The sequence below is a fragment of the Flavobacterium sp. LC2016-13 genome, assembly GCF_009707955.1.
GTDB lineage: Bacteria > Bacteroidota > Bacteroidia > Flavobacteriales > Flavobacteriaceae > Flavobacterium.
On record NZ_WMDQ01000002.1, the window covers coordinates 570728 to 584024 of the forward strand.

Here is a 13297-nt window from a genome sequence, read left to right on the forward strand (position 1 = left end):
ATAAAAAAATTACAAATTATGAAAAAATTCACCTTACTATTAGCTCTTATTTTTACAACAATGTCATTCGCTCAATCCATAACAACAAAAATTGAGGAAGCAAGTCCGGAACAATATGCATTACTTCAAAAAGTAAATCAGTATTATCCGGATATTACATTAAACAAATCTGTAACGAATTTTTATGCTGATGGGAAAATTATTGACACGAGACAAGAATTCAATTTAACAACTTCAAAATTTTCCAGCTATAAAATTGGAATTGATCCGGATAATAAAAAATTATTATTTGAGTACGTTTCTGATGAAACCGGAAAAGTATATGGTGATGTTCAAATTTTTAGAGGAAATGCGTTAAGAACAACTTTCACAGAAAAAAACAATGAGATTAATGTTTCTTTAAACGGAAAATCTGTTTACCTTAAAAAAATCAAATAAATTAATTTTTTAATTATTAAAAGCATTCGTTACGACGGATGCTTTTTTATTTATATTTGAAAATCAATTTTAAAAGTTTTCATCACAATGAGAAAAATCATTCTGTTTATTTTATTTATTTCTTTTTCGGCGTATTCTCAAGCAAATCGATTTACCGGAACCTGGAGCAATGAAAATTGCAAGGATTGCAGCAAAAAATATATTTTGAAAATTACTATGGCACAATCTAACAATAAAATTTACGGAACTGCCGAAGTTATAAGTGACAACGCTGAACTTAATAGCGGTATTATGGAAGTTACCGGGAATGTATATGTGCTTGGTGAAAAAGCCCAAATTACAATGAAATCTCCAAAAGGATCATCTGCAGGCGCGACGCTTTATGTAAATGAAGATGTGATTCAGTTTAACAAGAGTGGCGGTTCTGATTTAGTTCCAAAAGAAGTTATTTTAAAGAAATTATACGAATAAAAGCTATTATTAGCTTTATACAATTTGAACTATAATTTATATTATGTAAAATAGAATATTTTAAAATTTTCTCTATATTAGCCAATTACAGCAATTTTGTTTTCTGCAAAAAACTCAATCTATCCAATTTTATAATGTTCCCTTCCGAAAACCATTTTCATTTATCCCGATTAAAAGCAAAAAAAATCGATTAAAACTTTTTAAACTCACGAAAATTAATATCTAATCAATAATAAATATATTCTATTACAGATGCTGTCATTGTAAGAGTTTATTTTATTATTTTTACATTCGATACTTTAAAAAAATTATCAAGATATATGAATACAATTGCTGAGCATATTGCAGATTTTTTAAAAGAATACCCGCCATTTAACAAATTAACTTTTCAGGAATTAACTGATATTGCAACCAATATTCGTGTTATTAATTTAGAAAAACATGCAGTATTGTTTCAAAACAATGATTCTCTGCATGATAGTTTTTATGTTGTGGCTTCTGGTGTTATAAATCTAACCACTATTGCAGACGCTGAAGAAACGCTAATCAATAAATGTCATGAAGGAGATATTTTTGGTTTACGTCCGTTTTTTGCCAAAAATAACTATATGATGACGTCTAAAGCGCGTGAGGAAAGTATTGTTTATGCTATCCCAATTGCTGTATTTAGACCTTTTGTTGCCAATAATTCAGATGTTTTAAACTTTTTACTTGAAAGTTTTGCAATAAATTCAAGACATACTAAAGACAATTTAAGTTCTAACGGAAAATTGATTTCTGATACTTCATTTTATGTAGATCAACAGTCAGAAATGCAATATATCCAGTCGCTTACCTATAATAATTCTCCATTAAAAACAGAACCAAACCGTATTGTTAAGGATGTTGCTATTTTAATGACAGAATCAATGGTTGATAATATTGTAGTTTGCGAAAAAAACCATCCAATTGGTATTGTTACAGACGCTGATTTATCTTCAAAAATTGCTACAGGCCGCTATCCTATTACTGAAACCATTGACAAAATCATGTCATCGCCGGTTGTTACGGTATTAGAAAATGTTTCTTTGGCCGAAGCACAATTATTGATGCTAAAACATAATGTAACGCATTTATGTGTTACTAAAGACGGTACAAGTAAATCTGCTGTTAAAGGAATTATTTCTGAACATGATTTAATTGTAGCTCAGGCCAGTAACCCTGGTGTTTTAATTAAAGAAATCAAGCGTTCTCAACTTCCAAAAGACTTAAAACAAATACGAGATCGTTTATCTGATTTGATTCAGAATTCGCTTCAAAAAAATATCCCACTTTCGCATGTTAGTAATATAGCGAGTGAAATTAACCTGGCTATAATCAAACGTTCTGTTGAGTTGTCTATTTTAGATTTAGGCTCTCCTCCTGCACGATTTGCATGGTTAAGTATTGGTAGTCAAGGGCGTAAAGAACAACTTTTGCTTACAGATCAGGATAGTATTTTGATATTTGAAGATGTTACGCCAGAAAAATATAGAGACGTAAAAGATTACTTTTTAAGATTAGCAAAAAGAACTACAGCCATATTAGAAAAAGTAGGTTACGAATTATGTCCAAACGGGCACATGGGAAGCAATATGTTATGGTGTAAGTCATTGAGTGACTGGACAAAACAATATAACAGTTGGATGAATACTCCAGGTGAAAACAGTAATGATTTAAGTAGTATTTTCTTTGATTATGAGATTGTTTTTGGTGAACCAAAAATTGAAGAAGCGATAGAAAATGTTATTTTTAAGAATGCGGTGAATAATACTTTATTCTTTGATTTTTTAGGAAACGATGCTTTAAAGAGAAATTCTCCCCTGAGTTTTTTCAAAAAATTCATTGTTGAAGAAGAAGGCCCGAATAAAGGAAAATTTGATATTAAAACACGCGCTTTGATGCCTCTTATTGATGGTGCACGTTTATTAATTTTAAATTCAAATATAAAAGGGATACAAAATACCAATTTAAGATTCAAGCAGTTAGCGATAACTGACTCTAAAAATGCAGAAATATATTTAAGTTGTGCTGAAGCATTTTTAACCCTATCAAAATTCAGAACAGTTGAAGGGTTAAAAAACGATGATTCCGGGCAATATATTAACATAAAAGAAATGTCTAAAACGGATAGAGAGAAATTAAAGAATGCCTTAACCCCAATGAAAGATCTTGAGGAATTAATTAAAAGCAAATTTCAACTTACGCAATTCTCATAATATGTTAGACTGGATTAAAAATATAAACAAAGAACATCCTGATTTTTGGAAGGATTACGTAACCAAATTTGAAACAAAACCCAATAGATTTGTCGTTTTGTCTACCGAAACTTCTGGTTTGAATCCCGATAAAGATGTTATTTTATCTTTGGGCGCATTTTCTATTGTAGATGATAGTGTGATAATTAAGGATAGTTTTGAATCTGTTTTGCTGCAAACTAAATTTTTGCAGGATAATAATATTTCTAACGAATTTATCATTGAGAGTAAAATGATAAAAATGGAGGAAGCGGAAGCAATAGAAAAATTTATAAATTTTATTGGTAATGCCATTTTGGTTGGTCATCATATTAATTTTGACATCGAAATGCTGAATAGCGCTTTAGAACGCCTTGATTGCGGAAGATTAAAAAACGAAGCTTTGGATGTTGATATGATGTACAGAAAGTTAATGGATATCAATGACAAACAATTTTCATTGGATGATTTGTGTGAGATTTTTAAAATCCCGAAAAGTGACAGAAACTCTTCTTCTGAAGATGCATATAAAATTTCTCTTTTGTTTTTAAAATTAAAATCGAGATTGGGAATTAAATAATCCAATGTCATTCTGACAATATTGAGAAAAAAATTATCTATTATAATAAAAAATGCCTCTTAAATTTAAGAGGCATTTTTATTTCTATTTATGTCAGAGTTATTAAACTCTTTCTTTCATAATTTCTTCAACAATTTCAGGATTTAATAAAGTTGATGTATCACCAAAATTAGAATAATCACCTTCGGCAATTTTACGTAAAATTCTACGCATAATTTTTCCTGAACGTGTTTTTGGTAAACCTGACACAAACTGAATTTTGTCTAATTTAGCAATTGGTCCAATATGGTCAGCAATATACTGATTGATTTCTTTTGTCAAGTTTTCTTTATTTCTAACTTCTCCAGTTTCTTTCAAGATTACATAACCGTACAAAGCGTTTCCTTTAATATCATGCGGGAATCCAACAATTGCAGATTCTGCAACTGCAGGATGCTCATTAATAGCATCTTCAATAGGAGCAGTTCCTAAGTTATGTCCAGAAACAATAACAACATCATCTACTCTACCCGTAATTCTGTAATATCCTACTTCGTCTCTTAAAGCTCCGTCTCCTGTAAAATATTTTCCAGGAAAAGATGAGAAATACGTGTCTTTATAACGTTGGTGATCTCCCCAGATTGTTCTGGCGATTCCCGGCCACGGAAATTTAATACATAAACTTCCTACTACTTGGTTTCCTTCAATTTCATTACGTTTTTCATCCATCAAAACAGGTTGAATTCCTGGTAATGGTAAAGTCGCGTATGTTGGTTTTGTTGGTGTTACAAAAGCGATTGGCGAAATCATGATTCCACCAGTTTCAGTTTGCCACCAAGTATCAACCACCGGACATCTTTTATCTCCAACGTGGTCATTAAACCAGTGCCAGGCTTCTTCGTTGATTGGTTCTCCAACAGATCCGATAACTTTAAGTGATTTTAGAGGATATTTTTGAATATAATCTAAACTTTCTTTTGCTAATGAACGAATTGCAGTTGGTGCTGTATAAAATTGTGTGATTTTATGTTTTTCGATAATATCCCAAAAACGACTAAAATCAGGATAAGACGGTACTCCTTCAAAAATTACGGTTGTTCCTCCATTTAATAATGGTCCGTATAATATATAAGAGTGACCTGTAATCCAGCCAATATCTGCAGTACACCAGAAAATATCATTTTCTTCGTGGCTGAAAACATTTTTAAAAGTATAGGCTGTATAAACCATATATCCGGCTGTAGTATGCACCATTCCTTTTGGTTTTCCTGTAGATCCTGAGGTATATAAGATAAATAAAGGATCTTCAGCATCCATAATTTCAGCAACGCTATTGTCTATTGCTTCATCTAATAAAGGCTGCAACCAAATATCGCGGCCTTCTTTCATATTAACTGCTGTATTAGTTCTTTTAACAACTAAAACTTTAGTAACAGAAGGACAAGTTTTTAATGCTTCATCAACAATTCCTTTAAGATCGATTGTTTTGTTTCCTCTGTAACCACCATCAGAAGTGATTACCATTTTACATTCGCAATCGTTAATCCTTGCAGCTACAGCTGAGTCTGAAAATCCTGCAAAAATAACAGAGTGAATTGCTCCAATTCTAGCACACGCCAATACGGCAACTGCCAATTCAGGAATCATTGGTAAATAAATACAAACGCGATCTCCTTTACGAACTCCTTGCTCACGCAAAACGTTCGACATTCTTGAAACTCTTTCGTATAATTCGTTATACGTTATATGTAAAGCACTTTCAGAAGGATCATTCGGTTCAAAAATAATAGCCGTTTTTTCTCCTCTTTTGCTTAAATGTCTGTCGATACAATTTTTGGTAATGTTTACTTTAGCTTCAGTGAACCATTTTACTTCGGCTTCAGCCATATTAAAATCTACTACTTTATCCCATTGTTGATACCAGGTAAAATTTTCTTCGGCTATTTTTCCCCAAAATTTCCTTGGCTCTCTTATTGACTTATTGTAATGTTTAAAATATTGTTCTAAATTTTCAATTTTATAATAACTCATAGGTAGTCTATTTTTTTTATAAATGTATTAAATCTGTGCGTATTCTTAAAATTATTTAATTCATAAATTTTATCAAAAAAAAACACATTTTAAAAAAAATATCATTTTTTAATGAATATAGTGAAAAAAAATGTGTTTTGAAGAAAAAATGCTTATCGCAAAAAAGGCACGATAAATAAATACCATGCCTTTTTATTTTAACAATTTCAATAACAATTAATATTGTAATTCTGTATTACAACGCCTTCTCTATTTTGAAAATAGCAGCAGCTTTATTAATTAATATAGAAACTTCTACAAGTATATTTATAACCAAAATATACCCCATTATTTGGGATTACCTCACTTAACTTTCTTTGTGTAAGAAGTTAAGTGAATGCAATATGCATCTATATCCATATTATTTTAATAAGTGCTTACTAATTCAAAATATTATATAAGGAGAGATACAGTGCAAATCCCACCACAGTCGAATGTGTGGTAATTCCCAATTTATTATCCGATTTTTTTCATCGCTGTCATTGACTCTCTCAACCATGCTCCTACTTCTTCGATAGGGTGTTGACGAATTTCTTTGTTTACTGCAATTAAAACTGCATTATCTACTCCGTTAGAAGTTGAGAATGGTTTTCCTATTATGTTTGTTTCCACTTTTTTCATGAATTCAGTCAATAACGGTTTACAAGCATGGTCAAATAAATAACAACCATATTCTGCTGTATCAGAAATTACACGGTTCATTTCGAACAATTTTTTTCTTGCAATTGTATTTGCAATTAAAGGCAATTCGTGTAATGATTCGTAATATGCTGATTCTTCAATGATTCCAGCTTCTGTCATTGTTTCAAAAGCTAATTCTACACCAGCTTTAACCATAGCAATCATTAAAACTCCATTGTCAAAATATTCTTGTTCCGGAATTGCAGCTTCTTGTGGTGCTGTTTTTTCGAAGTTAGTTTCTCCGGTTGCAGCTCTCCATTTCAATAAGTTAACATCATCGTTAGCCCAGTCAATCATCATAGTTCTTGAGAATTCTCCAGAAATAATATCATCTTGGTGTTTTTGGAATAACGGACGCATAATGTCTTTTAATTCGTCTGCTAATTCATAAGCTTCAATTTTTGCAGGATTCGATAAACGGTCCATCATGTTGGTGATACCTCCGTGTTTCAAAGCCTCAGTGATAGTTTCCCATCCGTATTGAATTAATTTTGAAGCATAAGCTTTATCAATTCCTTTTTCAACCATTTTATCAAAACATAAAATAGATCCTGTTTGCAATAATCCGCAAAGAATTGTTTGCTCACCCATTAAATCTGATTTTACTTCAGCTACAAATGATGATTTTAAAACTCCTGCTTTATGACCTCCAGTTGCTACAGCGTAAGCTTTTGCCTGATCTAAACCAAAACTGTTTGGATCATTTTCCGGGTGAACTGCAATTAAAGTTGGTACACCAAATCCTCTTTTGTATTCTTCACGAACCTCAGAACCAGGACATTTAGGAGCACACATAATTACTGTGATATCTTTACGAATCTGCATTCCTTCTTCAACGATATTAAAACCGTGAGAATAGGCTAATGTTGATCCTTGTTTCATTAAAGGCATAATAGCCGTAACTACCGCTGTATGTTGTTTATCCGGAGTTAAGTTACAAACTAAATCAGCTGTTGGAATTAACTCTTCATAAGTACCTACTTTAAAACCATTTTCAGTTGCATTTTTATATGAAGCTCTCTTTTCTGCAATTGCATCTGCACGCAATGCATAAGAAATGTCTAAACCTGAATCTCTCATGTTTAAACCTTGATTCAAACCTTGTGCACCACATCCAACAATAACAACTTTTTTTCCTGCTAATGCTGAAATTCCGTCTGCAAATTCTGACTGCTCCATAAATTCGCAAACTCCTAGTTGCTCTAATTGTAATCTAAGTGGTAATGTGTTGAAATAATTTGCCATTTTGTTTTGAAATATTTAATGAAATGAAATTTTAATAATTGATTTATAAATGATTGCGATCTGGAAATCGCAGTTTTATTGTTATTTGAATGTTTCTAATAGTGTCGAAATTTCCATTTTTTCTTTAGAAACTGATATCCTTCCAGAACGTACAAACTGCATGATGCCGTAAGGTTTGAACTTTTCGTATAATTCTTCAATTTCTGAACGTCTTCCTGATTTAGAAATCACAAAGAAATCTCTGGAAACGGTAACAATCGTTGATTGACTTTCTTTAATGATATTCTGAATTTGTTTTTCGTCAAACAACAAACTTGAAGCAATTTTAAACAATGCATTTTCAAGATAAATTGTTTCTTCATCTGTGTGATAAAATGCTTTTATAACCTCAATTTGTTTCTCGATTTGTCCAACAATATTCTGAACCCATTTCTCTGTTGTATTTACTACAATAATAAATCTTGAAACATTCTCTATTTCTGATTCTGAAACGTTTAGACTTAATATATTAATGTGACGCTTTAAGAATATTCCAGATATTCTATTTAGCAATCCAACATTATTTTCTGAATATACCGATATGGTAAATGTTTTATCTTCCATTTGTTTTTTAGTTTTTTTTGTTTCATGTTTCAAGTTCTGTTGAGAACGTGAAACTTGAAACATGAAACATGAAACTTTTTTCTAACTTAATCTAATTTCTGAAACACATGCTCCTGTTGGAATCATTGGGAAAACGTTGTTTTCTTTTTCGACCATAACTTCCAGGAAATAAGAATCTTTTGAAGCCAGCATTTCTGCAACGGCGGCATCAAGATCTTCTCTTTGTGAAACTTTTTTAGATTTAATGTGATAACCTTCTGCAATTGCGACAAAATTTGGATTTATCATTTTTGTTGAAGCATATCTGTTATCAAAGAATAGTTCCTGCCATTGACGTACCATTCCTAAAAATTCGTTGTTTAAAACCACAATTTTTACGGGAACTTTTGTTTGAAAAATGGTTCCTAATTCCTGAATCGTCATCTGGAATCCGCCATCTCCAATAATCGCTACAACTTCGCGTTCCGGTTTACCCATTTTCGCTCCAATTGCAGCAGGTAAAGCAAATCCCATAGTTCCTAAACCTCCGGAAGTAATGTTACTTTTGGTTGAATTAAATTTAGCATAACGACAAGCAAACATTTGGTGCTGACCAACATCTGAAACAATAATGGCATCGCCTTTTGAATGTTTGTTGATCATTTCTAAAGTTTCTCCCATCGAAATTCCTTTTCCATTTGTTGGGTTTAATTCTTCGTTTATAACCGTTTCAACTTCAATTTTATGTAATTCCTTAAATTCATTATGCCATAAATCATGTGATTTCGCATCAATTAAAGGTAATAACGCATTTAAAGCTTCTTTTACATCTCCTAAAACGGCAACTTCTGTTTTTACGTTTTTATCAACTTCTGCAGGATCAATTTCAAAGTGAATTACTTTTGCCTGTTTTGCATATGTACTTAATTTTCCTGTAACGCGGTCATCAAAACGCATTCCCAAAGCAATTAAAACATCGCATTCGTTTGTTAGTAAATTTGGACCGTAATTTCCGTGCATTCCAAGCATACCAACGTTTAACGGATGATCTGTTGGTAAAGCCGAAAGTCCTAAAATTGTCCATGCAGCCGGAATTCCTGATTTTTCAATAAATGCTTTTAGTTGTTCTTCGGCCTGACCAAGAATAATTCCCTGTCCAAAAACGATGAAAGGCTTTTTAGCACTATTGATTAATGCTGCAGCTTCAGCAACTTTATCTAATTTTAATTTCGGAACCGGAACGTAACTTCTGATTGCGGTACATTTTTCATAACTAAAATCGAACTCATCAAACTGAGCATTTTTAGTAATATCAATTAATACAGGTCCCGGACGTCCTGAACGTGCAATGTAAAACGCTTTTGCAATGATTTCCGGAATTTCAGAAGCTTCTGTAATTTGGTAATTCCATTTTGTTACCGGAGTCGAAATTCCGATAATATCTGTTTCCTGAAATGCATCAGAACCTAGCAAATGTTTTCCTACCTGACCTGTAATGCAAACCATTGGTGTAGAATCGATTTGTGCATCTGCAATTCCTGTAACTAAATTTGTTGCTCCCGGTCCGGATGTAGCAATTGCTACACCTACTTTTCCTGTAGCTCTTGCATATCCTTGAGCTGCATGCGTTGCACCTTGTTCGTGACGTACTAAAACGTGGTGTAATTGCTCCTGAAATTTATATAATTCGTCGTAAACCGGCATTATGGCTCCTCCCGGATATCCGTAAACCAAGTCTACACCTTCTTCTAATAAACATCTTATAACGGCTTCTGCCCCTGATATTTTCATAGTATATTTTGTTTTCAAAAATCAATAACAATGTCAATTTTATCTGATACTGTTATTGTTTTTTAATATTTTATTATTTGAATAATTAATTATCGGTAACGCAACCTGTAGAAGCGCTTGAAACCGATCTGGCATATTTAAGTAAAACCCCTTTTGTAACTTTTAACGGTGGTTGTACCCAAGCCGCTTTTCTAGCTGCAAATTCTTCGTCGGAAATTTTCAGGTCGATTGTATTTTTTACAGCATCAATAGCGATTAAATCACCATCTTTAACTAAAGCAATACCACCACCATCATAAGCCTCTGGTGTAATGTGTCCTACGACAAAGCCATGTGAACCTCCAGAGAACCTGCCGTCTGTAATAAGAGCACACGTACTTCCTAATCCGGCACCAATAATAGCCGATGTTGGTTTTAGCATCTCAGGCATCCCCGGACCACCTTTTGGTCCACAATACCTGATGACGACTACATTGCCCGGTTTTATTTTTCCGGCCTCAAGACCTGGAATTACTTCAAATTCACCTTCAAAAACAACAGCAGGTCCTTCAAAATATTCTCCTTCTTTTCCGCTGATTTTTGCTACAGCACCTTCAGAAGCAAGATTTCCGTATAAAACCTGAATATTTCCTGTTGGTTTTAACGCTTTTTGAATTTCATGAATTACTTCTTGTCCATCTTGTAAATCCGGAGTTGAAGCTAAATTTTCAGCTACTGTTTTTCCAGTTACAGTCAAACAATCTCCATGAATCAATCCAACTTTCAATAAATATTTCATTACTGAAGGAATACCTCCAACTTCATGAATATCTTCCATCATATATTTTCCACTTGGTTTCATGTCAGCTAATACAGGTGTTCTGTCGTTAATAGCCTGAAAATCATCCAAAGTAATTTTAATATCAACAGCATGAGCCATTGCAATTAAGTGCATAACCGCATTCGTAGAACCTCCCAAAACAGCTACAATAGTAATAGCGTTTTCGAAAGCTTTGCGAGTCATAATATCTCTTGGCTTAATATCTTTTTCTAATAAAATTTTAATTGCTTCTCCTGCAGCCAGACATTCGTCTCTTTTTTCCTGACTCAAAGCAGGATTCGATGAACTGTATGGCAAACTCATTCCTAATGCTTCAATTGCAGAAGACATTGTATTTGCAGTATACATTCCACCGCAGGCACCAGCGCCAGGGCAAGAATTTTGAATTATACCTTTAAAATCTTCCGGGGTAATTTCGTTTCTCACTTTTTTTCCTAAGGCTTCAAAGGCAGAAACAATGTTAAGCGATTCACCTTTCCATTTTCCAGAGTGAATTGAACCTCCATAAACCATCATCGCAGGGCGGTTTAATCTTCCCATTGCGATTAACGCTCCAGGCATATTTTTGTCACAACCCGGAATTGCAATTACACCGTCGTACCATTGTGCTCCCACAACTGTTTCGATAGAATCGGCAATTACATCGCGGGAAACTAATGAAAAACGCATTCCTTCAGTTCCGTTTGAAATTCCGTCACTGACACCAATGGTATTAAAAATAAGTCCGACCAGATTTGCATCCCAAACACCTTTTTTAACATCTTTTGCTAAATCATTCAAGTGCATGTTACATGTGTTACCATCGTAACCCATACTTACAATACCAACTTGTGCTTTTTTCAAATCTTCTTCAGTTAAACCAATACCGTACAACATGGCTTGCGCTGCAGGTTGTGTTGGATCTTGAGTGATGGTTTTGCTGTACTTATTTAATTCCATTATTGTATTATTTTTTTAATTTTTATTCCAAAAAAAAACCTTCCAGTATTTGGAAGGTTTGTAATATAGTTTTTCAATTATATTTATACCATTCCCGATGCAGATGTGCTAAACACATTGACAACAACGACAGAAGTAATAATAATTGAGATTTGCATTTTTATTTTTTTAGTGTTACAAAAGTATGAAAACTTTAAGAACTAAAAAAATAAAATCTCAACATTTACAATACTTCTTGTTATTTATTTCAAAATTTTAATAAAAAACTTAAACAATCGTCGATTGACCAATATGTACATTATCATTATTAAAATAAAGCAAGTCATCTTTGCTGAAAATAAAATTTGAAACAAACTCCCCTACTTCATTTGTACCGAATTTTGAATCTGGTTTTAAGTCAACCGTAACAACTTTATATTCAATTGCTTTTTCTACCGCTTTATAGATAACATTAGCTTCTTTAGTTAATCCAAAATGTTCTAACAAAAGTGCTGCTGCTAAAATTGAAGCAATTGGATTGGCAATGTTTTTTCCTTTTGCCTGTGGATATGATCCATGAATTGGCTCAAACAAAGCATTTTTTTCTCCTAAAGATACCGATGGCAACAAACCAATTGAACCTGTAATTACACTGGCTTCATCAGATAAAATATCTCCGAACAAGTTCTCAGTTAAAATCACATCAAATTGTTTTGGATTTAGTATTAACTGCATTGCTGCATTGTCAACAAATAAGAAATCAAGCTTAACATCAGGATAATTCTCGCCAATTTTCTGAACTACTTTTCTCCACAATCTTGAAGTTTCCAAAACATTTGCTTTGTCAACCATTGTTAGCTTTTTGCGTCGTTTTTGCGCCGATTTAAAAGCTAAATGTGTGATTCTGGTAATTTCTTCTTCTGAATACTCACATAAATCAGAAGCGTGTGTACCTTCTTCATTGAGTGTTTTAGCTCCAAAATAAGCACCGCCTGTTAATTCTCTAAAAATTGTAAAATCAGCTCCTTCAATAATTTCTCTTTTTAAAGGAGAAGCGTCAATTAAGGCTTTGTAAGGTTTAATAGGACGAATATTGGCAAACAAACCAAGTTCTTTACGAAGTTTTAACAAACCTTGCTCAGGGCGAACTTTAGCATTTGGGTTATTATCGTATTTTGGATCACCAATAGCACCAAGTAAAACTGCATCTGTATTTAAACAAAGATTTAAAGTTTGTTCCGGGAGTGGGTTTCCGGTTTTGTCAATGGCAATCGCACCCATGAGCGCCTCTTCAAAAACAAATTCATGATTGTACACTTCGCCAATAGCGTATAATGCTTTTTTGGCTTGTAAAATTACTTCCGGTCCAATTCCGTCTCCTGGTAAAACTGCTATTTTCAAATTCATAATGCCTCGTTCTTTATGTATTTAAATCTTTTTTCTCTTTGTTCTTTCCTCTATTCTCTA

At 33.0% G+C, this 13297-nt stretch carries 10 protein-coding genes; 4 read left to right on the plus strand and 6 right to left on the minus strand.

What is annotated here, in order from left to right; genetic code table 11:
- Positions 1 to 18 precede the first annotated feature (18 nt).
- The 4 genes from GKZ86_RS06365 to GKZ86_RS06380 all read left to right on the plus strand — a co-directional run bounded on the left by GKZ86_RS06365 (position 19) and on the right by GKZ86_RS06380 (position 3744).
- On the plus strand, positions 19 to 438 hold the full coding sequence (locus GKZ86_RS06365; RefSeq protein ID WP_154782261.1) for a hypothetical protein: 420 nt from the start codon (positions 19 to 21) through the stop codon (positions 436 to 438).
- A gap of 87 nt (positions 439 to 525) precedes the next feature.
- Positions 526 to 909 (plus strand): hypothetical protein, encoded by a 384-nt coding sequence (locus GKZ86_RS06370; RefSeq protein WP_154782262.1) that lies wholly within the window; start codon positions 526 to 528, stop codon positions 907 to 909.
- Positions 910 to 1229: 320 nt separating this feature from the next.
- Positions 1230 to 3146, plus strand: coding sequence for a DUF294 nucleotidyltransferase-like domain-containing protein (locus GKZ86_RS06375; protein ID WP_154782263.1), 1917 nt, complete (start codon positions 1230 to 1232; stop codon positions 3144 to 3146).
- Position 3147: 1 nt separating this feature from the next.
- On the plus strand, positions 3148 to 3744 hold the full coding sequence (locus GKZ86_RS06380; RefSeq protein ID WP_154782264.1) for a PolC-type DNA polymerase III: 597 nt from the start codon (positions 3148 to 3150) through the stop codon (positions 3742 to 3744).
- A 102-nt stretch (positions 3745 to 3846) separates the two neighbouring features.
- Here GKZ86_RS06380 and acs read toward each other — a convergent pair whose 3' ends face one another.
- The 6 genes from acs to leuB form a co-directional block, all read right to left on the minus strand.
- A complete protein-coding gene (gene acs, locus GKZ86_RS06385; protein WP_154782265.1) occupies positions 3847 to 5754 on the minus strand; it encodes an acetate--CoA ligase in 1908 nt (635 codons plus the stop codon).
- Positions 5755 to 6249: 495 nt separating this feature from the next.
- Entirely contained in the window at positions 6250 to 7719 is a 1470-nt protein-coding gene (ilvC, locus tag GKZ86_RS06390; protein ID WP_154782266.1) for a ketol-acid reductoisomerase, read from the minus strand.
- Positions 7720 to 7800: 81 nt separating this feature from the next.
- A complete protein-coding gene (ilvN, locus tag GKZ86_RS06395) occupies positions 7801 to 8322 on the minus strand; it encodes an acetolactate synthase small subunit (protein ID WP_154782267.1) in 522 nt (173 codons plus the stop codon).
- A gap of 81 nt (positions 8323 to 8403) precedes the next feature.
- Entirely contained in the window at positions 8404 to 10092 is a 1689-nt protein-coding gene (ilvB, locus tag GKZ86_RS06400) for a biosynthetic-type acetolactate synthase large subunit (RefSeq protein ID WP_154782268.1), read from the minus strand.
- A gap of 85 nt (positions 10093 to 10177) precedes the next feature.
- Positions 10178 to 11851, minus strand: coding sequence for a dihydroxy-acid dehydratase (gene ilvD / locus GKZ86_RS06405; RefSeq protein WP_154782269.1), 1674 nt, complete (start codon positions 11849 to 11851; stop codon positions 10178 to 10180).
- A 267-nt stretch (positions 11852 to 12118) separates the two neighbouring features.
- Positions 12119 to 13237 carry a 3-isopropylmalate dehydrogenase gene (leuB, locus tag GKZ86_RS06410; protein ID WP_154782270.1) on the minus strand — a complete coding sequence of 373 codons (1119 nt, stop codon included), beginning with the start codon at positions 13235 to 13237 and terminating at the stop codon, positions 12119 to 12121.
- Between the last annotated feature and the right edge of the window lie 60 nt (positions 13238 to 13297).

Bases quoted from the DNA above. Each gene is read 5' to 3' on its own strand.
- acs (WP_154782265.1), bottom strand. From the start codon at position 5,754: ATGAGTTATTATAAAATTGAAAATTTAGAACAATATTTTAAACATTAC.
- leuB (WP_154782270.1), bottom strand. From the start codon at position 13,237: ATGAATTTGAAAATAGCAGTTTTACCAGGAGACGGAATTGGACCGGAA.
- GKZ86_RS06365 (WP_154782261.1), top strand. From the start codon at position 19: ATGAAAAAATTCACCTTACTATTAGCTCTTATTTTTACAACAATGTCA.
- GKZ86_RS06370 (WP_154782262.1), top strand. From the start codon at position 526: ATGAGAAAAATCATTCTGTTTATTTTATTTATTTCTTTTTCGGCGTAT.
- ilvD (WP_154782269.1), bottom strand. From the start codon at position 11,851: ATGGAATTAAATAAGTACAGCAAAACCATCACTCAAGATCCAACACAA.
- ilvC (WP_154782266.1), bottom strand. From the start codon at position 7,719: ATGGCAAATTATTTCAACACATTACCACTTAGATTACAATTAGAGCAA.
- GKZ86_RS06380 (WP_154782264.1), top strand. From the start codon at position 3,148: ATGTTAGACTGGATTAAAAATATAAACAAAGAACATCCTGATTTTTGG.
- ilvB (WP_154782268.1), bottom strand. From the start codon at position 10,092: ATGAAAATATCAGGGGCAGAAGCCGTTATAAGATGTTTATTAGAAGAA.
- GKZ86_RS06375 (WP_154782263.1), top strand. From the start codon at position 1,230: ATGAATACAATTGCTGAGCATATTGCAGATTTTTTAAAAGAATACCCG.
- ilvN (WP_154782267.1), bottom strand. From the start codon at position 8,322: ATGGAAGATAAAACATTTACCATATCGGTATATTCAGAAAATAATGTT.